Origin of the sequence: Metabacillus sp. Hm71 (assembly GCF_051842955.2) — a bacterium.
GTDB lineage: Bacteria > Bacillota > Bacilli > Bacillales > Bacillaceae > Metabacillus.
The window spans coordinates 4060716-4085285 of sequence record NZ_CM200278.1 but is presented as its reverse complement, the minus strand read 5'-3'; the positions used below and the strand labels follow the sequence as shown (position 1 = coordinate 4085285).

31 protein-coding genes are annotated in these 24570 nt (G+C 36.6%); 25 read left to right on the top strand and 6 right to left on the bottom strand.

Features of this window, described 5'->3' with window-relative positions; all coding sequences use genetic code 11:
- Positions 1-38 precede the first annotated feature (38 nt).
- The 4 genes from ACSVDH_RS20285 to ACSVDH_RS20270 all read left to right on the top strand — a co-directional run bounded on the left by ACSVDH_RS20285 (position 39) and on the right by ACSVDH_RS20270 (position 2185).
- Positions 39-725 carry a YrrS family protein gene (locus ACSVDH_RS20285; RefSeq protein WP_439250026.1) on the top strand — a complete coding sequence of 229 codons (687 nt, stop codon included), beginning with the start codon at positions 39-41 and terminating at the stop codon, positions 723-725.
- A gap of 66 nt (positions 726-791) precedes the next feature.
- Positions 792-992: a helix-turn-helix domain-containing protein gene (locus tag ACSVDH_RS20280; protein WP_439250027.1), complete on the top strand. Its 201-nt coding sequence runs from the start codon at positions 792-794 to the stop codon at positions 990-992.
- Positions 952-1359, top strand: coding sequence for a helix-turn-helix domain-containing protein (locus tag ACSVDH_RS20275; protein ID WP_439250028.1), 408 nt, complete (start codon positions 952-954; stop codon positions 1357-1359). The genes ACSVDH_RS20280 and ACSVDH_RS20275 overlap by 41 nt, the downstream gene beginning before the upstream one ends.
- Positions 1292-2185, top strand: a complete 894-nt coding sequence (locus ACSVDH_RS20270; RefSeq protein WP_518618343.1) for an IS3 family transposase — start codon at positions 1292-1294, stop codon at positions 2183-2185. The genes ACSVDH_RS20275 and ACSVDH_RS20270 overlap by 68 nt, the downstream gene beginning before the upstream one ends.
- Before the next feature lie 75 nt (positions 2186-2260).
- Here ACSVDH_RS20270 and ACSVDH_RS20265 read toward each other — a convergent pair whose 3' ends face one another.
- Positions 2261-2467 carry a YrzA family protein gene (locus ACSVDH_RS20265; RefSeq protein ID WP_299087685.1) on the bottom strand — a complete coding sequence of 69 codons (207 nt, stop codon included), beginning with the start codon at positions 2465-2467 and terminating at the stop codon, positions 2261-2263.
- Between the two features lie 226 nt (positions 2468-2693).
- Here ACSVDH_RS20265 and mtnN point away from each other — a divergent pair, with 226 nt between their 5' ends.
- The 3 genes from mtnN to ACSVDH_RS20250 all read left to right on the top strand — a co-directional run bounded on the left by mtnN (position 2694) and on the right by ACSVDH_RS20250 (position 4424).
- On the top strand, positions 2694-3386 hold the full coding sequence (gene mtnN / locus ACSVDH_RS20260; protein WP_439250029.1) for a 5'-methylthioadenosine/S-adenosylhomocysteine nucleosidase: 693 nt from the start codon (positions 2694-2696) through the stop codon (positions 3384-3386).
- A 136-nt stretch (positions 3387-3522) separates the two neighbouring features.
- On the top strand, positions 3523-3753 hold the full coding sequence (locus ACSVDH_RS20255) for a YrhC family protein (protein WP_299087691.1): 231 nt from the start codon (positions 3523-3525) through the stop codon (positions 3751-3753).
- A gap of 527 nt (positions 3754-4280) precedes the next feature.
- Positions 4281-4424 (top strand): YrzI family small protein, encoded by a 144-nt coding sequence (locus ACSVDH_RS20250; RefSeq protein WP_299087693.1) that lies wholly within the window; start codon positions 4281-4283, stop codon positions 4422-4424.
- Positions 4425-4606: 182 nt separating this feature from the next.
- On the opposite strand, the gene sigK is transcribed toward ACSVDH_RS20250, so the two are convergent.
- Complete coding sequence (sigK, locus tag ACSVDH_RS20245; RefSeq protein WP_046590572.1) at positions 4607-5329, bottom strand: RNA polymerase sporulation sigma factor SigK; 723 nt, start codon at positions 5327-5329, stop codon at positions 4607-4609.
- A gap of 219 nt (positions 5330-5548) precedes the next feature.
- Between sigK and ACSVDH_RS20240 the strand changes: the two genes are divergently transcribed.
- Positions 5549-5704: a hypothetical protein gene (locus ACSVDH_RS20240; protein WP_439250031.1), complete on the top strand. Its 156-nt coding sequence runs from the start codon at positions 5549-5551 to the stop codon at positions 5702-5704.
- 203 nt (positions 5705-5907) lie between these two features.
- On the opposite strand, the gene ACSVDH_RS20235 is transcribed toward ACSVDH_RS20240, so the two are convergent.
- Entirely contained in the window at positions 5908-6048 is a 141-nt protein-coding gene (locus tag ACSVDH_RS20235) for a sporulation histidine kinase inhibitor Sda (protein WP_046590574.1), read from the bottom strand.
- Positions 6049-6423: 375 nt separating this feature from the next.
- On the opposite strand from ACSVDH_RS20235, the gene ACSVDH_RS20230 reads away from it, so the two are divergent.
- From ACSVDH_RS20230 to ACSVDH_RS20195, 8 genes are read left to right on the top strand one after another with little or no spacing between them, the layout of a single operon-like run.
- Positions 6424-6939 (top strand): YqeG family HAD IIIA-type phosphatase, encoded by a 516-nt coding sequence (locus ACSVDH_RS20230; RefSeq protein ID WP_439250033.1) that lies wholly within the window; start codon positions 6424-6426, stop codon positions 6937-6939.
- Positions 6940-6943: 4 nt separating this feature from the next.
- Positions 6944-8050 (top strand): ribosome biogenesis GTPase YqeH, encoded by a 1107-nt coding sequence (yqeH, locus tag ACSVDH_RS20225; RefSeq protein WP_299087701.1) that lies wholly within the window; start codon positions 6944-6946, stop codon positions 8048-8050.
- 18 nt (positions 8051-8068) lie between these two features.
- On the top strand, positions 8069-8911 hold the full coding sequence (gene aroE / locus ACSVDH_RS20220; protein WP_439250034.1) for a shikimate dehydrogenase: 843 nt from the start codon (positions 8069-8071) through the stop codon (positions 8909-8911).
- Positions 8905-9198, top strand: a complete 294-nt coding sequence (gene yhbY, locus ACSVDH_RS20215; RefSeq protein ID WP_299087706.1) for a ribosome assembly RNA-binding protein YhbY — start codon at positions 8905-8907, stop codon at positions 9196-9198. The genes aroE and yhbY overlap by 7 nt, the downstream gene beginning before the upstream one ends.
- A gap of 20 nt (positions 9199-9218) precedes the next feature.
- A complete protein-coding gene (locus tag ACSVDH_RS20210; protein WP_299087708.1) occupies positions 9219-9791 on the top strand; it encodes a nicotinate-nucleotide adenylyltransferase in 573 nt (190 codons plus the stop codon).
- Positions 9781-10353, top strand: a complete 573-nt coding sequence (gene yqeK, locus ACSVDH_RS20205; protein WP_439250035.1) for a bis(5'-nucleosyl)-tetraphosphatase (symmetrical) YqeK — start codon at positions 9781-9783, stop codon at positions 10351-10353. The genes ACSVDH_RS20210 and yqeK overlap by 11 nt, the downstream gene beginning before the upstream one ends.
- On the top strand, positions 10353-10709 hold the full coding sequence (rsfS, locus tag ACSVDH_RS20200) for a ribosome silencing factor (protein ID WP_299087713.1): 357 nt from the start codon (positions 10353-10355) through the stop codon (positions 10707-10709). Before yqeK ends, rsfS begins: the two co-directional genes overlap by 1 nt.
- Positions 10706-11470, top strand: a complete 765-nt coding sequence (locus tag ACSVDH_RS20195; RefSeq protein ID WP_439250038.1) for a class I SAM-dependent DNA methyltransferase — start codon at positions 10706-10708, stop codon at positions 11468-11470. The genes rsfS and ACSVDH_RS20195 overlap by 4 nt, the downstream gene beginning before the upstream one ends.
- 131 nt (positions 11471-11601) lie before the next feature.
- Here the strand turns inward: ACSVDH_RS20195 and comER are convergent, their stop codons facing one another.
- Positions 11602-12435 carry a late competence protein ComER gene (comER, locus tag ACSVDH_RS20190; RefSeq protein WP_439250039.1) on the bottom strand — a complete coding sequence of 278 codons (834 nt, stop codon included), beginning with the start codon at positions 12433-12435 and terminating at the stop codon, positions 11602-11604.
- Positions 12436-12522: 87 nt separating this feature from the next.
- On the opposite strand from comER, the gene ACSVDH_RS20185 reads away from it, so the two are divergent.
- From ACSVDH_RS20185 to ACSVDH_RS20175, 3 genes are all read left to right on the top strand, one after another.
- Positions 12523-13149 (top strand): helix-hairpin-helix domain-containing protein, encoded by a 627-nt coding sequence (locus tag ACSVDH_RS20185; protein WP_299087722.1) that lies wholly within the window; start codon positions 12523-12525, stop codon positions 13147-13149.
- Positions 13150-13244: 95 nt separating this feature from the next.
- Positions 13245-13805 (top strand): ComE operon protein 2, encoded by a 561-nt coding sequence (locus ACSVDH_RS20180; protein WP_439250041.1) that lies wholly within the window; start codon positions 13245-13247, stop codon positions 13803-13805.
- 229 nt (positions 13806-14034) lie between these two features.
- Positions 14035-16353: a DNA internalization-related competence protein ComEC/Rec2 gene (locus tag ACSVDH_RS20175; RefSeq protein ID WP_439250042.1), complete on the top strand. Its 2319-nt coding sequence runs from the start codon at positions 14035-14037 to the stop codon at positions 16351-16353.
- A 55-nt stretch (positions 16354-16408) separates the two neighbouring features.
- On the opposite strand, the gene ACSVDH_RS20170 is transcribed toward ACSVDH_RS20175, so the two are convergent.
- On the bottom strand, positions 16409-16543 hold the full coding sequence (locus ACSVDH_RS20170; protein ID WP_046590599.1) for a YqzM family protein: 135 nt from the start codon (positions 16541-16543) through the stop codon (positions 16409-16411).
- Positions 16544-16899: 356 nt separating this feature from the next.
- On the opposite strand from ACSVDH_RS20170, the gene holA reads away from it, so the two are divergent.
- The gene (holA, locus tag ACSVDH_RS20165; protein ID WP_439250045.1) at positions 16900-17922 is read left to right on the top strand and encodes a DNA polymerase III subunit delta; all 1023 of its coding nucleotides are present in this window, start codon (positions 16900-16902) and stop codon (positions 17920-17922) included.
- 30 nt (positions 17923-17952) lie between these two features.
- Here the strand turns inward: holA and rpsT are convergent, their stop codons facing one another.
- Positions 17953-18219 carry a 30S ribosomal protein S20 gene (gene rpsT, locus ACSVDH_RS20160; protein WP_299087740.1) on the bottom strand — a complete coding sequence of 89 codons (267 nt, stop codon included), beginning with the start codon at positions 18217-18219 and terminating at the stop codon, positions 17953-17955.
- 267 nt (positions 18220-18486) lie between these two features.
- On the opposite strand from rpsT, the gene gpr reads away from it, so the two are divergent.
- The 5 genes from gpr (at position 18487) to hemW (ending at position 24510) form a co-directional block, all read left to right on the top strand.
- Positions 18487-19605 (top strand): GPR endopeptidase, encoded by a 1119-nt coding sequence (gene gpr, locus ACSVDH_RS20155; RefSeq protein WP_299087742.1) that lies wholly within the window; start codon positions 18487-18489, stop codon positions 19603-19605.
- A 99-nt stretch (positions 19606-19704) separates the two neighbouring features.
- Positions 19705-20907 (top strand): stage II sporulation protein P, encoded by a 1203-nt coding sequence (locus ACSVDH_RS20150; RefSeq protein ID WP_439250046.1) that lies wholly within the window; start codon positions 19705-19707, stop codon positions 20905-20907.
- Between the two features lie 21 nt (positions 20908-20928).
- Positions 20929-21279, top strand: coding sequence for a YqxA family protein (locus tag ACSVDH_RS20145; protein WP_299087748.1), 351 nt, complete (start codon positions 20929-20931; stop codon positions 21277-21279).
- Between the two features lie 159 nt (positions 21280-21438).
- Positions 21439-23262: a translation elongation factor 4 gene (gene lepA / locus ACSVDH_RS20140; RefSeq protein ID WP_439250047.1), complete on the top strand. Its 1824-nt coding sequence runs from the start codon at positions 21439-21441 to the stop codon at positions 23260-23262.
- Between the two features lie 111 nt (positions 23263-23373).
- Positions 23374-24510 carry a radical SAM family heme chaperone HemW gene (gene hemW / locus ACSVDH_RS20135; protein ID WP_439250311.1) on the top strand — a complete coding sequence of 379 codons (1137 nt, stop codon included), beginning with the start codon at positions 23374-23376 and terminating at the stop codon, positions 24508-24510.
- Positions 24511-24570: the final 60 nt, after the last annotated feature.

Genomic DNA, 24570 nt, shown 5'->3' with positions numbered 1-24570 from the left:
TAAGACAGAAGGTATGAGGGACAAAGGAGTGTAGGACATTGAGTTATAATCATGTAAACTCTCGTTATGAAAAAAGAGATAAGCGTAGAAAAACGAACATCGTCTTGAATACATTAATAGGAATCGTTGCAGTTCTTATTCTTGTAATTGGATCTCAGCTCATCTTTGGCGGAAGTGGTGCTGAAAAAACTGCAAAATATAACGAACCGCCTGACATTAAATTAGCAAACCAAGAAAACAGTAACGAAGAAGCAACTGCAGATAAAGAGAAAGAACAGGAAAAAAGCGAACAATCAGCTGATGAAAAAGATAAAAAAACCGAAGATGAGGAAAATGCAGAAGAATCATCAGATCCTGCTGCTGAAAAAACTACACCAGAGGATCCATTTGAACAGGCAACTATTACACAAGGAGAGCCTGGCTCAGGTGTAGTGGAAACAATTGAAAACCCGGGATGGGAGCCGGTAGGAACGTCTCAATCTGGGCCGCATTCTGCTAATTATGATAAGGATTCACAAGATTGGGCTGAAATGACAAAGGCACTTAGCTATGCAACAGGGATTCCCGAATCAGAGATGATTATTTGGTTCCTTGGAAACAATGGGGGACCAAATGACGCTGTCGGTACGATCTCACCAAAGGATAAGTCTGCGAAATATAAAGTGTATATCACATTTGTTGAAAACAAAGGATGGAAGCCAACGAAAATTGAAAAGTTGAACTAAAAGCAGCGGCATTGTGGTCTGCACCCCAAAAGTTAGAGTGAAATCTAATTATTGGGGTGTTTTTTAGTGGCTAAATATAGTGAAGAATTTAAGTTAAAGCTTGTAAAAGATTATTTAGAAGGTAAATTGGGATATAGATTATTAGCACAAAAGTATAATATGAAAGACTCTACACGTATTTTGAGATGGGTAAAAGCTTACGAAAAATTTTGGGGAGAAAGGGTTAATGAGAAAGAAGAACAAGGAAACTTATTCTGTTCAATTTAAGCTAGATGTATTAAGCTTTATGAAAAGAACAGGTTCTTCAGAGACTGATACAGCCCTTCAATTTGGACTAACCAACCCTTCTATGATAGCTTCTTGGAAGAAAGCTTTTTTGGAGGGTGGTCCTGAGGCCCTGGATAGACCGAAAGGACGGCCATCCATGTCTGATTTTAATAAGAACAAAAGAAATAAAAAAGTTGCAGAAGAAAAGGAAATGACGTACGAACAAAAATTGGAGAGAGAAAACGAACTTCTGCGCTTAGAGGTAGAATACCTAAAAAAGTTGCGAGCTTTTCAGATGGATCCGGAAGGCTATCTCGAAAAGCACAAGCAGCGTTATCATTCGAACTCAAAGAAATCTTCAAATTAAAGGATGTTTTACGAATAGTCGGTATTCTGGAGTCTTCCTATCATTATCATATAAAAGTATTGAAGAAAAAAATCCAGATCACGTACTTGAGGAAACTGTTCAATCTATTTTTGATGAAAATAATGGCAATTATGGTTATCGTCGTATCAAGCTAGAATTGAAAAATCGCGGTTCAAAAGTGAATCATAAAAAGGTGCAACGCATCATGAATAAACTCGGACTCAAAGGAGATAAGTTCAAAAGAAAATCACGGAAGTACAGTTCTTACAGAGGGACTATTGGAACTGTTGCCAAGAACCGTATTAATCGCCGTTTCCACACAAATAGGTGTCATCAAAAATTAGCAACAGATATCACAGAATTTAAGTGTTCTGACGGTGTAAAACTGTATTTCATTCCCATTATGGATATGTTCAACGGTGAAATTCTTTCGTATGGGATAGGTATGCGTCCAACCTTAGAATTAGCCCTTAAACCTCTAGAGGAAGCCCTTGAAATAGTAAAAGTTTCAAAGTACAGGACTACTGTACATTCTGATCAAGGATGGCAATATCAACATAATAAATGGGTAAAAACACTTAAGGAATATAGGGTATACCAGAGTATGTCGCGAAAAGGAAACTGTTTAGATAACTCCCCGATGGAGAATTTTTTCGCGTTAGTCAAACAAGAAATGTATTATGGAGAAGCACTGTGCTCATTTGAGGTATTAAAAAAGAGAATTGAAGAATATATCGATTATTATAATAACAAGCGTATAAAGCAAAAATTGGCAGGTATGAGTCCGGTTCAATACCGCATCCATACCAGCCAATCAGCAGCTTAATACAAAACTCTAACTTTTGGGGGTCACATCATTGCCGCTGCTTTTTCGATATAGATGTTCCCGCGCTATTTGTTCTCACGTTTGCGCTTTAAAATGTACAACAGCACTATAAAATCTATTTCCTTCTTCTGTAACATGCATTTGATGGGAAACAGAATGAACAGTTAATAAGATGGCATTGTTATGGGTGATTTGCTCGTTTATTTTTTTCTCAAGCTCTTTAATGGATGGTGCTTCGAAAAATTCAATTTTGTCTTTAATAAGATCAAGTTGGAAACTCATTATTTACACCTCTTCATTACTTAATCATCATGATAAAATAGTAACAAAATATGATCGTGAAGAACAATCTAAAAAACGAAATAAAAATAGTGGTCTTGCGAATAATCGGTGAAATAGGTAAACTTCTAATGAGGATGACGATGCAGGGAAAAATTTGAAAGATACGATTTAAAAGGAAACCCTAAGTTGTCGAAAAGCTGAACCATAATGGAAAGGGAATGAAACAATGAAAATTGCAATAATTGGTGCAATGGAAGAGGAAGTAACAATCCTAAGAGAGAAACTGGAAAATCGTGAGCAAGCAGATATTGCGGGAAGCGAATTTACAAAAGGAACCTATAAAGGGATTGAGGTTGTATTATTAAAATCAGGTATTGGAAAAGTGAATGCTGCCATGAGTACAACGTTGCTTTTAGATCGCTATAAGCCTGATTATGTTATCAACACAGGATCTGCCGGTGGATTTCACCCGTCTCTAAATGTAGGTGATATTGTCATTTCTACAGAAGTTCGTCATAATGATGTGGATGTTACAGCATTCGGTTATGAATATGGACAAGTTCCAGGTTTGCCTGCAGCTTACATACCAGATGAAAAGCTTGTTGAAGTGGCTGTCAAAAAAGCCGAAGAGATCTCAAACATCCAAGTGGCAAAAGGATTAATTGTTACAGGAGATTCGTTCTTAAATGATCCTGTAAAAGTAGAATTTATCCGAAGCAAGTTTAACGACCTACATGCAGGGGAAATGGAAGCAGCTGCTATTGCTCAGGTTTGTCACCAATTTAATGTTCCATTTGTTGTGATAAGAGCTTTATCTGATATTGCTGGAAAAGAATCCAATATTTCCTTTGAGCAATTTTTAGAACAAGCTGCAAAACATTCAGCAGATTTAGTATTAAAAATCGTTGAAGCAGTATAAGCTTATCAAATCGAAGGGGTCGGTTATGAATCGATTCCTTTTTTGTTTCGCCTATTTGGAGAAATTTACTTGGTTAATAGTTTGTTAGACTATGTTATCGTGGTTACTATAACACTTCAAATAGGTGGGAGATAATATGAATAAAAAAGAAATTCAGTCGCTAATGGTTGATTTTAAGCAGTATGCGTTTATTCTGTTAGCTGTGAGTGTCTTTCTTTATATCGGCGTTGTCTTGCCCGATCAAGGCAAACCAGAAATATATGATATTGTGCTAATGATTACAACGGTTTTATTTATACTAGGAGCCTTTGTTTGCTTCAAAGCTTCCTTAAAATATAAAAAACAATTGGATAAGCTAGAAGAGTAACATAAGAATCAATGATAAACGCCTACTAAAGGGCGTTTTTTTTTGTCCTTATACTTTTAGTAGCAGACTGAGAAAGCGCGTTCAATTATCTGAAAATAAAAACAATACAAGAATGAGGAGAAAAACTATTTACAGAATTGGAAATCATGGATATAATTACCAAGGAATAGCAAATTAAAATTAAGGAGGTCGAAGAAGATGATGAAATGTTCACCATTAAAAACTGCAAAGCAAGACTTAAAATTAAACCATCTATTCGACCATATTGGTGTATCCTCCTTTTCGTTATGCGGAAATGAAGACTGATTAATAAAATTGCGCCATGGGTCAATTAGAACTGCATGTGGCGTTCTATATGTATAACGTTAACGTCACAGGCTGCCCTGTGGCGTTTTTTTATGCAAAGCACCTCTTAGTACGTATAATGAACAACTATCCTTTATTAAAAAGGGGAGTTAAACCTTTTAAGCTTGGCAGCCTAAATAAACATCAATGAGGTGCGAATTGCTTTAAAGGAGGTGATACACATGACAATCAATCTATTTTTTATTACCCTAACTTTTTCAGTGTCAAAAAGAAAACGTTCAAAAGAAGAAATGGAAACAAATCAAGAAGTGAAACAAAGAATGGAACATTCAAGAGTAAAAGTGTTCGACGAGTTTCACATGTAAATTAAAGGAACAATAATAATTGGAGGCGATAACTATGTTGAAAATCAAATTGCTTGTACATTTAACTGTAGAGAAGGATTCCACCTAGCTTAGAGCAAGCTAGAAATCATTCAAAGGCCGTTTTTAACGCACATTGGTAAATAAAAAAGAGAAGAGGTAAATTTTGCTCTTCTCTTTTGTCATTATTCTTTTTTGCGGTTTCTTTTTTCTTTTTCTGCTCGATAGAACTCATGGAACATTTTCATTAGAGCACGTTTTTCAATTCTGGAAACATAGCTCCTTGATATACCTAATTCCTTTGCGATTTCACGCTGTGTCTTTTCTTTTTTTAAATCCAAGCCAAACCTTCCAATAATAACTTCTTTTTCTCTTCCATCTAATATATCAATATATTCCTTAACTTTTTCAAGTTCCATATTCAGTTGGATTGTGTCGATGACATCTTCGTTTTCAGATTTTAATACGTCTATCAAGCTAATTTCATTTCCCTCTTTATCTTGACCAATTGGATCGTGTAAGGAAACATCTTTCTTTGTCTTTTTTAAAGCGCGTAAATGCATGAGTATTTCATTTTCAATACAACGAGCCGCATAAGTGGCTAATTTTGTCCCTTTCCCTTGTGAATAGCTTTCAATCGCTTTAATTAATCCGATTGTTCCAATTGAGATGAGATCTTCCGAGTCTTCCCCAGTGTTTTCAAATTTTTTTACGATATGAGCAACAAGCCGTAAGTTGTGTTCGATTAGAAGATTTCTTGCATACTCATCACCCTCTGCCATGAGTCGCAAATATTTCTTCTCGTCTGTTGCAGACAAAGGCTGTGGGAAGGCATTATTTTTTACATAAGATACTAAGAACACTAATTCTTTTACGAAAAAACCTAGTGCTGTTATGAGCCCTGTCATACCTCCACCTCCACTAATACGTTATGTAGGCAAATGCCTATAAGTCATGTTTATGTTCGTGGCAGGTAGTTCGTGCATGTACATTGAAAGAAGATATAAAAGGATTTAATATTTGCGGTTGAAAAAATGGACATCGTTAGGAAAATAGCCTAAACCTGGATGGGGGAATGTACATAGTTATATAGTAGTCAGGTTGAAAAGGAAGGTGGGGAGAAATTAATGTATTGTTATGATCGTTATGGTCCCGGGCCGTATCCATATTGTCCGACATTTACAGGTATCGGTTATGGCTACTGGTATGCGTTTATCGTTGTCTTGTTAATATTATTGCTGGTTATTGGCGGAGGCTACTATTATTATAATCATTTTTGTTAGAACAAAGTGAATGGTCTAAGCAAACATGAATAGACCATTCACTTCTTATTAGACCACTACATATTTTATAATAGTTGTAAATGCAAACAAATGTTATAATTACTTCACTAATTACATGATACATAAGGACATTTACGGAAATACTAAATCTGTCTATAGAGTTTTAAGGATAAAAAAAAGAGCCGTTAAACGGCGTGAAATGTTTATGAAGAAGCTTTTAAAACATGTCCTAAGGAACGGCGTTTTATTTCATTTGCAATTAGTTCGATAAAATCATCATGTAGTTTCATTTCAGTTGCTTTAAAATAGGATTCAATTAACAATTCGTCAGAAAGTTTACGCATGCATGATGGCCAATTGATTGGCACTACACCTCCTAACCTTGCTTATTTCTAATAGGGAATTACATAATCTGTTATATTTTGTTATTGATTTAAATCTAACATGAATAAAAAAATAGAACAACCGTTCTCTTATCCACAGATGTTAGTGGATAAACTGTGGGTATGTTGTTTATAAAAGGTGAAAAGTAAGGTATCACAGAGGGTATATTGTGTATAATATTATCCACAAGTGTTGTAGAAGATCGGAATTTGTCGAAAAGTTTTTATGATATTAGTAAGCTTTTTCTCATAAACTATAAGTTTCTTTTGAAAGTATGCGCTAAATTGGTTATGATGTAAGTTGGCAAAAAAATGAATAATGAGGTGTTTAAACTCATGCTACGATTATTCTTACCAGGTGACTATGTGAAAAGCGTATTTCATATTTCACCGCAAAAATTAAAAGAAAGTGGAATTAAAGGGATCATTACTGATTTAGATAATACTCTTGTCGAATGGGATCGACCTAATGCAACTCCCCAATTGCAAGAGTGGTTTAAAGAAGTAAAAGAGCATGGAATTGATATTACAATTGTTTCCAATAATAATGAAAAACGGGTAAAGGCATTTTCAGAGCCTCTTAATATTAAATTTATTCATAAGGCAAGAAAGCCGATGGGGAAAGCTTTTTTAAAAGCAGTGAAAATAATGAATTTGAAAAAAGAAGAAGTAGTTGTAATAGGTGATCAGTTATTAACAGATGTTCTTGGTGGCAATCGCAACGGATTTCAGACGATATTAGTCGTTCCGGTAGCATCAACAGATGGTTTCTTTACAAGGTTCAATCGTAAAATTGAGCGGAAAATTATGGCTAACTTAAAGCGAAAAGGGATGATTCAATGGGAGGAATAGAAACGTGTCAGAACAGCAATTTTCATGTATAGGGTGCGGAGTAATCATACAAACAGAGGATCCTAACAAACTGGGCTATGCACCGGAAAGTGCTCTTGCTAAGGACGATATCATTTGCCAACGCTGCTTTCGCTTAAAAAATTATAATGAAATACAGGATGTTTCATTAACAGATGATGATTTTCTAAAAATCCTCCATGGTATAGGAGAATCTAAGGGATTAATTGTTAAAATCGTAGATATTTTTGATTTTAATGGAAGCTGGCTGCAGGGCATTCAACGATTTGTCGGAGGCAACCCAATCTTGCTTATAGGAAATAAAAGCGATATTCTGCCGAAATCAGTTAAGCATCAAAAGCTGATCAATTGGATGAAACGAGAAGCGAAGGAATTAGGCTTGAAACCAATAGATGTTTGCTTAGTTAGCTCTGCGAGAGGTCATGGTATTAGAGAAGCTGCCGAGTTAATTGATTTATATCGTAATGGACAAGATGTGTATGTCGTTGGTGTAACAAATGTTGGGAAATCAACATTTATTAATCGCCTAATAAAAGAGGTTGCAGGTGTCAACGATGTGATCACAACATCACATTATCCAGGAACAACCTTGGATCTAATTGAAATCCCGCTTGAAAATGGGGCTGCACTTTATGATACTCCTGGAATTATAAATCATCATCAAATGGCTCATTTTGTCGATAAGCAGGATTTGAAGCTGTTAAGTCCTAAGAAAGAAATAAAGCCCAAGGTATTTCAATTAAATGAGGGGCAAACATTATACTTTGGCGGACTTGCACGAATGGATTATGTTTCAGGCGGAAGAGAATCTTTCGTTTGCTATATCCCAAATGAATTAAAGATCCACCGGACAAAAAGAGAAAACGCTGATGCTTTATATGAAAAGCATGTCGGGGAGCTTTTAACACCGCCAAGAAAGGAAGAGGTTGAATCATTTCCTAAGCTTGTGCCACATGAATTTATGATAAAAGAAGGCAAAACAGATGTTGTTTTTTCAGGCTTAGGCTGGGTAACGATCAATAATCCAGGGAAAAAGGTTATTGCTTATGCTCCTCAAGGTGTGAATGTATCACTAAGAAAATCGTTAATTTAATCAAGGAGAGGAAAAAATATGGGGAACTTATATGGCGTAATTGGATGTCCAATTAAACATTCGATGTCACCTGACATCCATAATGATGCCTTTAAGGAAAAACATCTCAATGGCTATTATCATGCCTTTCATGTAGAGCCAGAGAGGCTCAAGGAATCCGTTCAAGCTCTTAAGATATTGGGGGTAAAAGGGTTTAATGTAACAATCCCGCATAAAATTTCGATCATTCCGTATTTAGATGAGCTTGATGAAACCGCAAAGATTGCAGGTGCCGTTAACACGGTAATCAATGTAGAGGGACGGCTAATCGGTCACAATACAGATGGAAATGGGTATGTACGATCTCTAACAAAGATTTTACAAAAACCAATTCAGGAGCAAAAAATCTTAATTATTGGTGCAGGCGGTGCAGCAAGAGGCATTTATTTTACTTTAGCACATCAAGGATGCAGTGAGATTGATCTTTGCAACCGAACTGTATCAAAGGCAGAAAAATTAATTAACGAATGCCCTTTTGGACATACGAGTAAAGCATTATCCTTGGAACAAGCAGAACAACAATTAGAAAACTATGATGTAATTATTCATACAACTGCTGTTGGAATGCATCCAAACGTTGAACAAAAACCGCTATCTGTCAAACATGCCAAAAGGACAGCCGTTGTCAGTGATATCGTGTATAATCCAATCAAAACATCTTTGCTTCAAGAAGCGGAAGAACAAGGTTTAACAATACATAATGGTGTCGGTATGTTTGTTCATCAGGCAGCACTTGCCTTCACACTATGGACAGGTATAGAACCATCAATTGAAAGAATGACTGCAATTGTATATGACAAGCTGGGAGGAACATCATGTTAACAGGCAAACAAAAACGTTTTTTACGAAGTGAAGCACATCATTTGAATCCCATTTTTCAAGTTGGAAAAGGCGGGGTAAACGAGAATATGATTAAGCAAATTTCAGATGCATTAGAAGCTCGTGAACTTTTGAAGGTATCTGTATTGCAAAATTGTGAAGAGGATAAAGATTCTGTTGCCAATTCATTAGTAAAAGGAACAGGTGCAGAGCTTGTTCAAGTTATTGGCAATACCATTGTCTTATACAAAGAATCTAAGGAAAATAAGCAGCTTCGTTTACCTAATTAATAGGTTGGGAGGGGGATGAAATGTCAAAAAAAATCGGGCTATTAGGAGGTACATTTGATCCGCCTCATTTTGGCCATTTATTAATTGCGAGTGAGGTATTACATGCATTGCAATTAGCTGAAATATGGTTTATACCTAATCAAATACCTCCCCATAAGCAAACAGAGCAATTTACAAATAGCAAGCACAGAGTCAATATGCTGAAATTGGCGCTAACATCAAATGATCAATTTAAGATTGATACGATTGAATTAGAGCGAGAAGGACCTTCTTATACATATGATACGCTTTGTCTTTTATCTGAACAATACCCTGCCTATTCCTTTTATTTTATAATCGGTGCAGATATGATCGAGTATTTACCACACTGGTATAAGATTGAAGAGGTTGTTAAGCTTGTGACGTTTGTTGGGGTCAAACGCCCGGGCTATACAACGAGTACGGATTATCCGGTGAAAGAGGTTGAAATTCCGCAATTTGATGTGTCCTCAACAATGTTGCGTGAACGGATAAAAACTGGAGAAAATACCGCTTATCTTTTACCTGATGATGTGAAAAGATATATAGAGGAGAATCGTTTATATGGAACGTGAAGCTGCATTAAAGATTGTTGCAGAACAAATTACAGAACATCGCTACAATCATACATTAGGAGTTATGGAAACCGCTATTCAATTGTCACATCAATATGGTGCAGATGTTAAAAAAGCAGAAATAGCAGCGATTTTTCATGATTATGCTAAATTTCGTCCGAAAGATGAATTGAAGCAAATCATCATTGAACAGAGGATGCCACAGCAATTATTAGTACATAATAGTGAGCTCTGGCATGCACCTGTTGGAGCATTTCTGGTAGAGAAAGAAGTAGGGATAACTGACCAAGAAGTGTTGAGTGCAATAAAATATCATACATCGGGCCGCCCGGATATGACGTTATTGGAAAAAATCATTTATGTGGCAGATTATATTGAACCTGGAAGGCATTTTCCAGGAGTTGACGAAGTAAGAGCTCTGGCAAAATCAAATCTTGATCAAGCTTTACTACAATCACTACAAAATACAATCATGTTTTTATTAAAGAAAAATCAAGCGATTTATCCTGATACAATTCAAACCTATAATTCATTAGTGCTTAAAGGAGGAAGATCTAATTAATGAACGGAAGAGACATTTTAACAATAGTGGCAAAAGCTGCAGATAGCAAACGAGCTGAGGATATTATTGCACTTAATATGAAAGGCATTTCCTTAATCTCAGACTTTTTTCTTATTTGTCATGGTAATTCTGACAAGCAAGTTCAAGCGATTGCAAGGGAAATAAAAGAAAAAGCGTTAGAAATGGATATTCAAGTAAGACGTCTTGAAGGTTTTGAGGAAGCGCGTTGGATATTGATTGACCTTGGTGATGTTGTTGTACACGTTTTCCATAAAGATGAAAGAAGTTATTATAATCTTGAACGTTTATGGGGAGACGCGCCTGCAGAAGATTTAACAAGCGAGTTAAATCAATGATCTATCAAGGCTTTGCTTATATATATGATCAGCTAATGAAGGACGCTCCTTACGATGAGTGGGCAGCTTTTATTAACAAGGCCATTTCGGTATACAATTCTGATGCTAAAAGGTTGATCGATGTAGGTTGCGGCACGGGTGAAATTGCCATTCGCTTGGCGAAACAACAGCTTAACGTAACAGGTGTTGATCTAAGCGAGGATATGCTTTCAGTAGCTCAGGCAAAACTTGCTCAAAATAATGTAAATGTTTTTTTTCTACAACAAGATATGAGAGAGCTTGCAGGGTTCGAGGAAAAATTTGATGTCGTTACTATTTGTTGTGATTCGCTTAATTACTTAGAAACTGAGGATGATATCAAGGCAACATTTCGAGCTGTTTTTCAGTTGCTTGGAAGCAGAGGTTTACTTTTATTTGATGTTCATTCTCTATATAAAATTCATCATATTTTTGCTGGTGCAACATTTGCAGATCAAGACGAGGACATTAGCTTTATTTGGAGTTCATATGCTTCAGAAGAACCAAACAGTGTGGAACATGATATGACTTTTTTTGTAAAGCGCAATGAATGGTACGAGCGCTTTGATGAGTTACATTATCAACGCACCTATCCAATTGAAACTTATATTTCTTGGCTCGAGAATGCCTCTTTTGAAGTCGTAAAGGTTTGCGGCGATTTTGATTTTGAAAACCCGCCAACCTCAACAAGTGAACGGATCTTTTTTATTGCAAGAAAAAAGAATGAAGGTGAACTTTTATAGATCACCTTCTTTAAATTAAATATAAAAAACAGACGAGAAACCGTCTGTTAAAAAGTAAAAGATGTAAAAAGTGGAGGGATACATTCAAAAAAATGTTTATGTTTGCAGGATGATCATACACTGCTATCGAATTATTTATGCGGGATTTTATTAAATTGAACAGATACTTCTTCGATATCTTCGTAATACTTCTCATGTGTAACATGGTAGACCTTTTCAAACATATCGCCTATTTCTTCTTCAAGTACCTTGATCCCTAGTCCTGTCACTCCTCCCTTCACACAAACCTTTTCTTGTAATGTCGGTAATGTATATAGCTTTGTCTCAAGTAATTTCCCCATGCCAATGATCATTTCACTTGCCAGTTGTACAGCTTGCTCCTTTGTAATGGCTGTTTCAGCAACCGCTCCATCCACAAATTTTTGCAGTAAATAGCTGAAAAATGCTGGCCCACAGCTGACAATATCTGATGAAACTCTTGTTATATCATCCTCAATTTGTATAGGAGTAGAGATACGTTTAAACAGTTTTTCGATTTTTTTCCTCATGACTTTATGGCACGAGTTTCCATAGGTAAGCAGCGATACTCCGGCAAAAGCACGATTGGTAATGCTTGGTATTGCCCTAACAACTTGGCACTGTACAAGTGACTCCAGCTGTTCAACACTTATTGGGCTTGTAATAGAAACGATACATTGATTAGGCGATAAAACATGATTAAGGCTTTTTAAAAGGGGGTGAATATCTAATGGCTTAACACAAATAAAAAGGATTTCCGAGCATTTTGCCACCTCTTCTGCCGAATCCATTACAGTTGTTTCAGGATAATCATTTTTTATGTCTTCAGCCTTAGCTTTCGTTCGATTAGTCATATAAATGAATGAGGGTCTGGTTGCACCTGACTCAATAAAAGATTCTATTAAAATTCTACCCATATTTCCTGTTCCAATAAAACCTACATTCAAAGTATATCCCCTCCTTAGAATGCATATCTCTCATACACAATATGTTATTAACCAGGTAATTATGAATAGTAAAAAGGAGTGAAGATTATGCGATATCTTCAGAAATATAAAAATTGGATAATTGTGGTTTCCATTATATTCGGGATGACTGTTTTTTATTATCTGTTTATACAAGATTCATCTTCAGTCATAGAAACGAATAATCAAGGTGAGATAGACCCTCTTACAATAGCGGAGGAAGAGACAACAAAATCAGATCCAACCGAAAAGATAAAAGAGCCAACTGTTGTTGTAGTGGATGTAAAAGGAGCGATAAAGCATCCAGGAGTTTATGAATTACCGACTGGTACGAGAGTCCATCATCTAATCGATAAAGCTGGGGGAATGATTAAGGAAGCTGATGAGCTAGCGGTAAATCTTGCCGCACCTTTGGAGGATGGAATGGTACTATATGTCCCTAAAAAAGGAGAAGTGAAGGAAAATCAATTAACAGCCCCAATCAATTCGAGCGATATCAATGATAAGGTCAATATTAATTTGGCAACAAGTGAAGAGCTCCAAACACTGACAGGCATTGGACCGGCAAAGGCAGAAGCAATTATCACTTATCGTGAAGAAAATGGCCTATTTACGGCGCCTGAGGATCTCCTTAATGTTTCGGGCATCGGCGAGAAGTCTTTTGAAAAGCTAAAGGAGGAGATTACAGTCAAGTAGTGGATAATTCAGAAAATCCAAAAATAATAAATTGACGACCATTCAGTGTTCTAGATACACTTAAGGGAGAAAAATGTCGAGTGGAGGAGTTTTTGGTGAGTCGTATTTCGTGGGATCAATATTTTATGTCACAAAGCCATCTGTTGGCTTTAAGGAGTACTTGTACAAGATTAGCAGTTGGGGCAACAATTGTTCGTGATAAGCGAATTATTGCCGGGGGATATAATGGTTCAATTGCAGGTGGTGTTCATTGTTCTGACGAAGGGTGCTACGTGATCGATAATCATTGTGTAAGAACGATTCATGCAGAAATGAATGCCTTGCTTCAATGTGCAAAATTTGGCGTGCCGACTGATGGAGCAGAAATTTATGTGACACACTTTCCATGTCTGCAATGCTGTAAGGCACTTATTCAAGCCGGGATCAAGACGGTGTATTATGCTGTCGACTATAAAAATCATCCATATGCAATTGACCTTTTTAAGCAAGCGAATGTTAAGGTTGAGCAAGTCGTACTTGAAAAGTCATTATTGAATGAAAAAGATGATGAAAAACGTGAATTTATTACAAGCTTATTAGACAAGCTTGCAAAATCGGAAATAGACGAAAGTGAGTTGCTAGCTCTCTACAAGAAAGCCGATTTTCTATTTTCTTAATAATATCAGAATTTATATATTTTCTTAACATAGCTTGCGTTTCTGAATCTAGCTCCAGGCGCCATCGGCTCGAGATCATAAGTCAAACAGGAATTGAAGGTAAAGTACACCTTCTATTCCTGTTCGCCTTATGCTTGTCGCCGATAGGCAGGCGCCTTGCGCTTTTTTTAATATTTAAGGAGGCTGACTTACAGTCTCCTGTAAACTACCCAAGGCAGGTGTTTAATTTTTGCAAGGCAGGCTGTATTTTTTAGCTGTATCAGCAAGTTTGTCTCTAATAATTTGCCGTTTTCAATTTCATCCTGCAGCTATCGCTGCTACCATTTTTTTTCTCTTTTATCTCTATTACAGAAGACAGCATTTCCTCTTTTTCCTTTCTCTATTAACAGTCCTCTGCTTCATTATTGTTTTTTATTTCACAGAACATCATAATAAAACCGGATTAACAGAAGGTCGATATTCGGGAGAAGGGATTATTTCTTCCATTCCATACAGTGATGGAAATCAGTATAGAGGCTATGTTAAAACAAGACATGGCGAAAAACTTGTTTTTACCTATACGATTCAATCTTTTAAGGAAAAACAAGCTCTTAATCAGATAAATCCAGGAATGATATGCTCCTTTTCTGGGGAATTGAAAAGGCCAAAATTGCCAACGATGCCAAATGCTTTTAACTACCATCAATATCTGCATGATCATCATATTCACTGGCAATACCAGGTGGAGGAAATAGGTAAGTGTAAAGCAGAAAAATCAAATTGGTACTACACTTTGTTAAACCTAAGGAAAGATGGTTTGGCTTTTATTGAAGCGCATTTTCCATCTGAGTCTGTCGGAATAGTTCAAGCCTTGATATTTGGTGATCGACGGTTAATTGATTCAGATTTGGACAAAGCTTACCAAGAGCTTGGAATTGTCCATTTACTTGCCATTTCAGGGTCACATATTGCGTTATTGGCAGGTGCCATTTATTACTTCTTACTTTATTGTGGAATGACACATGAAAAGGCGAAAGCGGTGCTAATTGTCCTGCTGCCAGTTTATATGATTCTTACTGGTGCATCGCCCTCTGTTGTAAGAGCATCGTTTATGGTAGTACTTTACCTGCTAATTAAGCTATGTAAAAAACAAATTTCCTCATTAGATGTAATAAGCTTCACATATTTGGTTCTCCTTATCATCAATCCATATTATTTGTTTCAGGCAGGATTTCAGTTATCATATGCTGTAAGCTTCGGATTACTTCTTTCTTTAGGAATTGTTGAACATTTTAATAATGTTCTCGCAAAATTAACAGTTGTTTCTGCTATTGCCCAGCTATGTTCGATGCCAATTTTACTACATCATTTTTATGAAATTTCGCTCATTAGCTTGCCGATGAATATGTTGTTTGTTCCGCTTTATTCGTTCATTATTTTACCTCTCTCGATCCTGGCAACATCCATGGCCGCTATCTTTCCTCTAATTGGTGTACATATTATCCAGATTTTTAGTGAAATGCTTCTTGTTACTCATAAAATTGTTTTATTTGCATCCTCCCTATCAATCTCAACCTTTGTAACAGGGAGGCCGGCCCTTCCGATTACCTGTGCACTTGTTGTTGCGACTTTCTATCTCGTTTATCAGTTTGAAATATACAAACGTATAAAGCTGTTACTTAGACCGGCATTATTTTTAGCGCTTGTCCTCTTGATACAAGTTGGCCTGCCCTATCTTAATCCATATGGAAAGGTCATCATGATTGATGTCGGACAGGGGGATTCGATTTTTATTCAGCTCCCTTTTAAGAAAGGAACCTTTTTAATCGACACTGGTGGAAGAATAACATTTCCTAAAGAAAAATGGGAAGAAACAAGTGATCCATTTACAATTGCCGAGGATGTAACAATCCCGTATTTAAAATCAATCGGAATAACAAAGGTTGATGCCTTGTTTTTAACACACGGTGATACTGATCATATCGGTGAAGCAATACCTATAATGGAGGGAATAAAGGTAGAAGAACTAATTATACCTAAAGGCTTCGTAAGAGAAGAATTAGAGCAAAAGGTAATTGAGACAGCGGAAAACAAAAGGACGGAAATAAAAGCTGTGAAGGCGGGGGATACGATATCGTTTCATGATTTTTCTTTTTATGTTGTTGCACCGATTACTCTAACTGCTAGTAAAAATGATGATTCATTAGTGTTATGGACAGAGTTGGGAGGATTAAGCTGGCTTTTCACAGGTGATGCAGAAATGGGAAGTGAAGAGAAAATGATCAGTAAGTACCCGGGATTACGGGCAGATGTCTTAAAAGTAGGTCATCATGGTAGTAAAGGTTCAACATCAGATTCTTTTCTGGATTCAATTTTGCCTTCGATTGCTCTAGTCTCAGCAGGATATAATAACAGGTACCAGCACCCCCATTCAGAAGTAGTCGATAAACTATCCAGTCGCGGAATTCCTTTATTGCGAACAGACTTGGATGGAGCCATTTTATATAATTTTAAAGGAAAGACTGGAACCTTTTCCATACATCCTCCATACGATAAAGTAAAAGAATAAAACGAAAAAGAGACTGCTTTTAGCAGCAGTCTCTATGTAAGTATTTACCGGTTAATTATGCGCTTACTAATTTAATAACAGTTGCAATAATGAAAATTACCGCGAAAAACCCAAATGAAGCAACGAATCCAACTCCTGAATCTACTGCATCATTACGCTTGCTTTGTACACTCTTTTCAAATTCGTTCACTGTTACCCCTCCTATATCATACTTAGTATAAGCGATTACCATAAAAAAATCTACATCATCATACTATTGTTTTTTACATTCAAGGCTGTTATTCCCAGCTTTACTAGAAATGACAGCAAATATTCAACCTGCCATTGGCTAAACTAAAAATCAAATCGCTGTATCGTTTCGAATCAGGTTCCTAGGTCCTGAAACGGAACGTTCATATAGATGCTGGGAGCTGAATGGGTTATACCGTTTAGTTCCCTTTTCCCATTTAAAAGGCCCCTGCATTATTTAAGTATTCTCACTTGCCAAACCGCTGTTTTCATTTTACGATTAAATGAAGTGAAATGAACGAATGGAGAACAATTAACATGATTTTTGATGTGTGGAATGATATTAAAAAAGGAAAATTACAACCGATTTACTTACTAATAGGAAAAGAAGCATTCCTTATGCAAGAAACTGTACAGTTAATCGTCAATGCTGCATTATTGGAAGAGGAAAAAGACTTTAATTTCTCTGTTTATGATTTGGAGGAAACGGCAATCGATTTGGCGATTGAAGATGCTGAAACACTTCCGTTTATGGGGGAAAAGCGGGTAGTCATCATGAAGAATCCAGGCTTTTTAACAAGTGAAAAGAAAAAGGAAAAAATAGAACAGCAAATTGATCACCTTGAAAAATATTTACAATCACCAGCACCATATACCATCCTCATTATTCAAGCACCTTATGAAAAACTTGATGAACGTAAAAAAATAACGAAGCAGTTGAAAAAACAATCTCTTCTCATTGAAATGAAGCCTTTATCAGAGCAAGAATCAATAAAATGGACCTTAGGGATAGCTGAAAAAGAAGGTGTTGATCTATCGCAAGAAGCATTAAATGAGCTTATGATATTAACGGCTGGAGATTTAATGATCATGCATCAAGAATTAATTAAGCTCAGTACATATGTTGGGGAAGCCGGTTCAATCACACCTGAAATCGTTAAGCGTCTCGTCTCTAGGTCTTTGGAACAAAATATATTTGATTTAATCGATCATGTCATCCATCGAAGAAGTAAAGAGGCTTTACAGATTTTTTATGATTTGTTGAAAAATAATGAGGAACCGCTTAAAATACTATCCTTGCTAGTAAATCAATTTAGGCTGATTTTACAAGTGAAGGAGCTGGCAAATGCTGGTTACGGACAGCAGCAAATATCTACAATTGTTAAAGTCCATCCATTTCGTGTGAAATTAGCTCAGCAGCAAGCACGATTATTTAAGGCAGAGGAATTAGCTCATATTTTAATGGAACTGGCTGAGGCAGATTTTGAAATGAAAACAGGGAGAAAGGATAAACAGCTAGTATTAGAGCTGTTTTTACTAAAATTATTTAAGATAAAATAAAAAACGATCCGAATAGGGATCGTTTTTTCATTACGCAGATAATCCGTTAACACTTTTCGCTAAACGAGATTTATAACGTGCAGCAGCGTTCTTGTGAACTAAACCGCTTTGTGCAGCTTTATCAATTCGTTTGTTAGCTTCAGTAAGTGCAGCTTTTGCATTTTCAACATCATTGTTTAAAACGAAAGCATCTACTTTTTTAATAGCAGTACGCATTGCAGACTTAATCGTTGCGTTGTGTGCGTTACGCTCATTGCTTGTTTTTACGCGTTTAATTGCAGATTTAATATTTGGCATATCTTTCACCTCCTAAGAAGTAAATCGAGATCTATTTAACTCGATATATCCTTTACATGAACAAAAGATATTCTATCAAACGGCTGAGATTATTGCAATACTAATGTAAAGGAAAATACATTGAAACCTGCAAAATCCTATAATTATTTTTTAGTCTGGACTAATTCTTGCTTAAAAAGCATCTCCCTTCTTTTTATAAATCTTAAAGAATGTTTCCATCTATAAATGGCAAACATAGAGGATAGGAACGATTTGGGAGGTATTTTAATGGAAAAGCCATTAGACTTAAGTCAATATTCCGTACGTACAGATTTAGCAGTTGAAGCAAGAGCGATGGCGCTCGAACAAACAGGAAGACAAACAGCTGTTGATTCTAGCAATATTGCAGGCGTCATTATTAAGGAATGGGAAGAAGACGGGATTAATCTCTCATTTTTAGAAATTAAAGAAGAAGGGTCGAAAGCAGTTGGCAAAAAGCCTGGAAAGTATTTAACCATGCAAATGGAAGGTATTCGTCAAAAAGATTCAGAGCTGCAAGAAAAGGTTGTCGAAGCTTTCGCAAAGCATTTTAGCCAATTTTTGTCTGACTTGAACATTCCTAAGGATGCAAGCTGTTTAGTTGTAGGATTGGGCAATTGGAATGTAACACCAGATGCATTAGGCCCGCTAACAGTTGAAAATCTATTAATTACGAGACATCTATTTAAACTTCAACCAGAAAATGTAGAAGAGGGATTCCGCCCGGTTAGTGCAATTGCACCTGGTGTCATGGGGCTGACAGGTATTGAAACGAGTGACATTATTTCGGGAGTGATCGAACAATCAAAGCCAGACTTTGTTATTGCAATTGATGCATTAGCTGCCAGATCGATTGAACGAGTAAATACAACCATTCAAATTTCTGATACAGGAATTCATCCAGGCTCTGGTGTTGGGAATAAAAGAAAGGCTCTGAGCCAAGAAACGTTCGGTATTCCTGTTATCGCGATAGGCATTCCAACAGTCGTTGATGCTGTTTCGATTACGAGCGATACAATTGATTTTATTTTAAAGCATTTTGGCAGGGAATTAAAAGAAGGGGACAAACCTTCAAGGTCTTTAATTCCAGCTGGAATGAATTTTGGCGAGAAACGGGTTTTGACTGATGAAGACATGCCTGAAGAAGAACACCGGAAACAATTTTTAGGGATTGTCGGCGGACTAGAGGATGAAGAAAAACGCAAGCTTATTCACGAGGTTTTAGCACCGCTTGGCCATAACCTAATGGTTACCCCAAAAGAAGTGGATATGTTTATAGATGATATGGCAAATGTGATTGCGAGCGGTTTAAACACTGCTCTGCATCAACAGGTGGATCAAGGAAATTCTGGTGCTTATACACACTAGTAAATAATCATGTTTATCTCTTAACCTTCTTGCAAAAGTTCTACTTCCTTATACTTGCTCATACAAATTAATAGACAAGTATAAGGAGGATTCATATAAATGAAGCGAAATCGAACTAGTCGTAATATGATCGTTACGTTTGATGGGACAAGCATAAAAAAAGGAATCGTCATAAGCTTCATTATTCTACTGATGACATTTTTACTTTCAGGTGTGTTAACGTCACTTAAACCGGAATATCGGTTGACTTCGTCCTCAATCAATGATTTGACAAAAAATATTGATAGTGAGGCGTTTTTGCAATTATTAGGAGCGGAGAATCGATTTTTTATTTCTGCCTTACCTCAGGAAGCGGAACCTATAAAGCTGTCTTCAATTATGTTTAAAGTATTGACAAGCATTAACCCGGATGATCCGAGAAGTCTGCTAGGGCGGGAATTACCTGGTTTTTCACTTTATGATAGTGAAATTGTTGTTGCAGGTGATGGGACAAACTATACGAATATGCCTTACGAATCACCGCCGCCAACAGAGGTATTAGAGCAGGAGCGGGAAGCATCTATTAACAAAAATGATGTGGTGAATAACGATGAAAATGATGATTCAAAAGCTCCGCCAACTTTAACAACAGGTGATAAAAAAGTAGTTTATATTTATAACACCCATAATACCGAATCATATTTACCACTATTAGATGGGGAAACAGATATGAATCGGGCATTTCATTCGAAAGCCAATATAACCATTGTCAGCGAATTGCTTGGAAAAGCACTACAGGATAATGGTATTGGCAGCCAAATAGAACAGGCAAGTGTCCAAGAAAATCTTAAGCAAAAAGGCTGGAATTATTCGAAATCCTATTCTGCTTCACGTCCGCTTGTGGAGAGTGCGATGGCAAACAATCGAAATCTGGATTACATTATCGATATACATCGTGATACACAAAGAAAAGAAGTCACCACAATTAATATTAATAATAAATCATATGCAAAAGTTGCTTTTATCATTGGTGGGGAAAACCCTACCGCTGAAAAAAATGAAAAGCTTGCAACAGATCTTCATGCGTTATTACAAAAGAAATATCCTGGCTTAAGTCGCGGGATTTTTGAACAAGGCGGAAAAGGCTACAACGGCGTATATAATCAAGACTTATCAAATAACGCGATGTTAATTGAATTTGGCGGTGTCGATAATAATTTAACAGAACTAAAAAATACGGCTAACGCAATAGCTGACGTATTCAGCGAATATTATTGGCAAGCTGAAAAAGTAGATGGAACGACAGAAGCACAAGAAAAGTAATCTAATTGTGAGGGAAGCAAGATGGTAAAATTCATGTTTAAATGTTTTGTTCTATGCTCAGTCCTTTTATTCGGAGTTCTAATCGGAATGCAGCAAGCAAACCAAGGAATGATAAAAATGAGAGGTTATGATGATCCTGAGCTCCAGAGTGCCTTTCAAATCAATAATGAACAAAAAGGCGATATTGAAGCATCGATTCTTGGAAATAAGGTAACCGGTCAGGACCTGCAGGAAAAACAGGAACAGCTGGAAAAAATTGAAGCATTCAACTTCTTCTCTCAAATCGGAAAACAATTTGCAGCAGTCGTAAGTAACGGGGTATCTGCTCTTGTCGATAGCTTTGCTGAATGGATGAACAATCTTTTAAAATGATCATATGCTGACAGATTCATTATCTTACTCTTTTGTAGAGTTGATAAAATGATTCTGTCAGTATTTTTTTATCCGCTTTTCTATTATTGAATGTTAAATTATCAATTGATATAATGAAGAATAGTGTACTTGTAAGCTATGTAGGAGTGAAAACATATTATGAATAGAGAAGAAAAGTTAAAAAGACAATCGAGAATTAGGAACTTCTCGATTATTGCACATATTGACCACGGTAAATCAACGTTAGCAGACCGGATTTTAGAAAAAACGTCTGCCCTAACACAGCGAGAAATGAAAGATCAATTATTAGATTCAATGGATTTAGAAAGGGAACGCGGAATTACCATTAAGCTTAATGCAGTTCAATTAAAATACAAAGCAAAAGACGGAGAGGAATACACGTTTCATTTAATCGATACTCCAGGACATGTTGACTTTACCTATGAAGTTTCCCGAAGCCTTGCAGCTTGTGAGGGGGCGGTTTTAGTTGTTGATGCCGCCCAAGGAATTGAAGCACAAACACTAGCAAATGTTTATTTGGCACTTGATAATGATTTAGAAATCTTACCTGTTATCAATAAAATTGATCTGCCAAGTGCTGATCCAGAGCGGGTTCGTAATGAAATCGAAGAAGTAATCGGCCTTGATGCTTCTGAAGCCGTTTTAGCCTCAGCTAAAGCCGGGATCGGGATTGAAGAGATTCTTGAGCAAGTAGTAGAAAAAGTCCCTGCTCCTGAAGGTGATCCAGAAGGACCATTAAAAGCCCTAATATTTGACTCCTTATATGATGCTTACCGCGGTGTTGTTGCATACATCCGTGTTGTGGAAGGAACGGTTAAGGTTGGTCAAAAGATTAAAATGATGGCGACAGGTAAAGAATTTGAAGTAACAGAGGTAGGGGTATTCAATCCGAAGCCTGTTCAACTCAAGGAATTAAATGTGGGGGATGTTGGTTTCCTAACAGCTTCTATCAAAAACGTAGGGGACACTCGTGTTGGTGATACGATTACTGATGCGAAAAATGGTGCAACAGAACCTCTTCCTGGTTACAGAAAATTGAACCCAATGGTCTTCTGCGGTCTTTATCCGATCGATACGGCGAAATATAATGATTTACGAGAAGCATTAGAGAAGCTTGAGTTAAATGATTCATCCTTGCAATTTGAGCCTGAAACCTCACAAGCTCTTGGTTTTGGTTTTCGTTGCGGGTTTTTAGGATTATTGCATATGGAAATCATTCAAGAACGGATTGAGCGTGAATTTAAAATTGATCTCATTACAACCGCGCCTAGTGTAATTTATGAAGTGTATTTAACAGATGGGGAGTCACTAAAAGTTGATAATCCTTCAAATATGCCTGATCCACAAAAGATTGATCATATTGAAGAGCCTTATGTAAAAGCAGCAATTATGGTCCCGAATGACTATGTAGGTGCTGTCATGGAGCTTTGTCAGAAAAAACGCGGTATTTTCATTGATATGCAATATTTGGACGAAACTCGGGTAAGCATTAATTATGAAATCCCATTATCCGAAATTGTTTATGATTTCTTTGATCAGCTTAAGTCGAATACAAAAGGCTATGCCTCCTTTGATTATGAATTAATTGGGTATAAAACATCGACATTAGTGAAAATGGATATCCTTTTAAATGGGGAGAAAATCGATGCTCTTTCCTTTATTGTACATCGCGATTCTGCCTATGACCGTGGTAAGGTAATTGTTGAAAAATTAAAAGAACTGATCCCTCGTCAACAGTTCGAAGTGCCGATTCAAGCGGCAATTGGTCAAAAAATCGTTGCAAGATCAACCATTAAAGCCATGCGTAAAAATGTACTCGCGAAATGTTATGGCGGAGATATTTCCCGTAAACGTAAGCTGTTAGAAAAACAAAAAGAAGGAAAGAAACGAATGAAGCAGGTTGGCTCTGTAGAGGTGCCGCAGGAAGCATTCATGGCTGTATTACGAATGGATGAAAGCTAATATTTTTTTCCTTTCCATATAGAATGATATACTGAACTTACCATTCATTAAACAATTATTAAACATTGCCGCAGCTATGCTGCGGCTTCTTAATTAGAGGGTGAACTCATGATTCAATCAGCATATATTCATATCCCGTTTTGCCATCATATTTGTCATTACTGTGATTTTAATAAAGTGTTTTTTAAGCAGCAGCCTGTTGACGAATACATTGAAATGCTTATAAAAGAAATACATCATGCTGCACAAAAAAACGAACACCAATTAAAAACGATCTTTATTGGCGGAGGGACACCAACTGCCTTATCAGCTAGTCAGCTTAATCGGTTAATGGAGGGAATCAGATGCAATCTAATCTCTGTAAATGAACCTGTAGAATTTGCAGTTGAAGCAAATCCAGGGGAGCTGACATCAGAAAAGCTAGAGGTATTAAAAAACGCTGGTGTGAATCGATTAAGTATCGGTGTGCAAAGCTTCAATGATAAGCTTTTGCATCGGATTGGCCGGGTCCACCGCAAAGAAGATGTATTTCGAACAATCGAGCTGGCCGAGCAAATCGGTTTTGATAATATGAGTATTGACCTTATGTACGGATTGCCAGGCCAAACAATAGATGATTTTAAAGAATCATTAGAAACAGCTTTTTCATTAAATGTAAAACATTTTTCAGCATATTCATTAATTGTTGAACCAAAAACAGTGTTTTATAATTTAATGCAGAAAGGCAAATTAACCTTGCCGCAACAAGATGAAGAAGCGCAAATGTATGAGCTGGCAATGGAGCAAATGGAAAAACACGGATTCAATCAATATGAGATAAGTAACTATGCGAAAGCAGGCTATGAGAGCCAACATAATCTCACTTATTGGAATAACGATTATTATTTTGGCTTTGGAGCAGGAGCCCATGGGTATATGAATGGTGTACGGACCTCAAATATTGGTCCGATCAAAAAATATATCGAGCGAATCAAGCAAAAGGGCGAAGCATTCCATAGTCAAATCACTATAAGCAAAGAAGAAGCAATGGAGGAAGAAATGTTCCTCGGTCTCCGCAAAACAACTGGGATAAGCAAGGAGAAGTTTTATAAAAAGTTTGGTGTTCAAGTTGATCACATATTTTCCAGTCCAATTGACAAACTTGTAGATCTAGATTTAATCATAAATGATGAAAATGGGATAAGACTAACTCATAAAGGGAAACTTCTTGGCAATGAGGTGTTTCAGGAATTTATCGGCCTTTCTTAAATTTTCATCAGTAAGGAAGCGTAGATTCCTAAATTTTAGTATGATTTATTAATTGACAAT

Coding starts and splice junctions, on each gene's coding strand:
- ACSVDH_RS20275 (WP_439250028.1), top strand. CDS start 952: ATGAGAAAGAAGAACAAGGAAACTTATTCTGTTCAATTTAAGCTAGAT.
- ACSVDH_RS20265 (WP_299087685.1), bottom strand. CDS start 2,467: ATGAGTTTCCAACTTGATCTTATTAAAGACAAAATTGAATTTTTCGAA.
- mtnN (WP_439250029.1), top strand. CDS start 2,694: ATGAAAATTGCAATAATTGGTGCAATGGAAGAGGAAGTAACAATCCTA.
- ACSVDH_RS20255 (WP_299087691.1), top strand. CDS start 3,523: ATGAATAAAAAAGAAATTCAGTCGCTAATGGTTGATTTTAAGCAGTAT.
- ACSVDH_RS20250 (WP_299087693.1), top strand. CDS start 4,281: ATGACAATCAATCTATTTTTTATTACCCTAACTTTTTCAGTGTCAAAA.
- sigK (WP_046590572.1), bottom strand. CDS start 5,329: ATGACAGGGCTCATAACAGCACTAGGTTTTTTCGTAAAAGAATTAGTG.
- ACSVDH_RS20240 (WP_439250031.1), top strand. CDS start 5,549: ATGTATTGTTATGATCGTTATGGTCCCGGGCCGTATCCATATTGTCCG.
- ACSVDH_RS20235 (WP_046590574.1), bottom strand. CDS start 6,048: ATGCGTAAACTTTCTGACGAATTGTTAATTGAATCCTATTTTAAAGCA.
- ACSVDH_RS20230 (WP_439250033.1), top strand. CDS start 6,424: ATGCTACGATTATTCTTACCAGGTGACTATGTGAAAAGCGTATTTCAT.
- aroE (WP_439250034.1), top strand. CDS start 8,069: ATGGGGAACTTATATGGCGTAATTGGATGTCCAATTAAACATTCGATG.
- yhbY (WP_299087706.1), top strand. CDS start 8,905: ATGTTAACAGGCAAACAAAAACGTTTTTTACGAAGTGAAGCACATCAT.
- ACSVDH_RS20210 (WP_299087708.1), top strand. CDS start 9,219: ATGTCAAAAAAAATCGGGCTATTAGGAGGTACATTTGATCCGCCTCAT.
- yqeK (WP_439250035.1), top strand. CDS start 9,781: ATGGAACGTGAAGCTGCATTAAAGATTGTTGCAGAACAAATTACAGAA.
- rsfS (WP_299087713.1), top strand. CDS start 10,353: ATGAACGGAAGAGACATTTTAACAATAGTGGCAAAAGCTGCAGATAGC.
- ACSVDH_RS20195 (WP_439250038.1), top strand. CDS start 10,706: ATGATCTATCAAGGCTTTGCTTATATATATGATCAGCTAATGAAGGAC.
- ACSVDH_RS20185 (WP_299087722.1), top strand. CDS start 12,523: ATGCGATATCTTCAGAAATATAAAAATTGGATAATTGTGGTTTCCATT.
- holA (WP_439250045.1), top strand. CDS start 16,900: ATGATTTTTGATGTGTGGAATGATATTAAAAAAGGAAAATTACAACCG.
- rpsT (WP_299087740.1), bottom strand. CDS start 18,219: ATGCCAAATATTAAATCTGCAATTAAACGCGTAAAAACAAGCAATGAG.
- gpr (WP_299087742.1), top strand. CDS start 18,487: ATGGAAAAGCCATTAGACTTAAGTCAATATTCCGTACGTACAGATTTA.
- ACSVDH_RS20150 (WP_439250046.1), top strand. CDS start 19,705: ATGAAGCGAAATCGAACTAGTCGTAATATGATCGTTACGTTTGATGGG.
- ACSVDH_RS20145 (WP_299087748.1), top strand. CDS start 20,929: ATGGTAAAATTCATGTTTAAATGTTTTGTTCTATGCTCAGTCCTTTTA.
- lepA (WP_439250047.1), top strand. CDS start 21,439: ATGAATAGAGAAGAAAAGTTAAAAAGACAATCGAGAATTAGGAACTTC.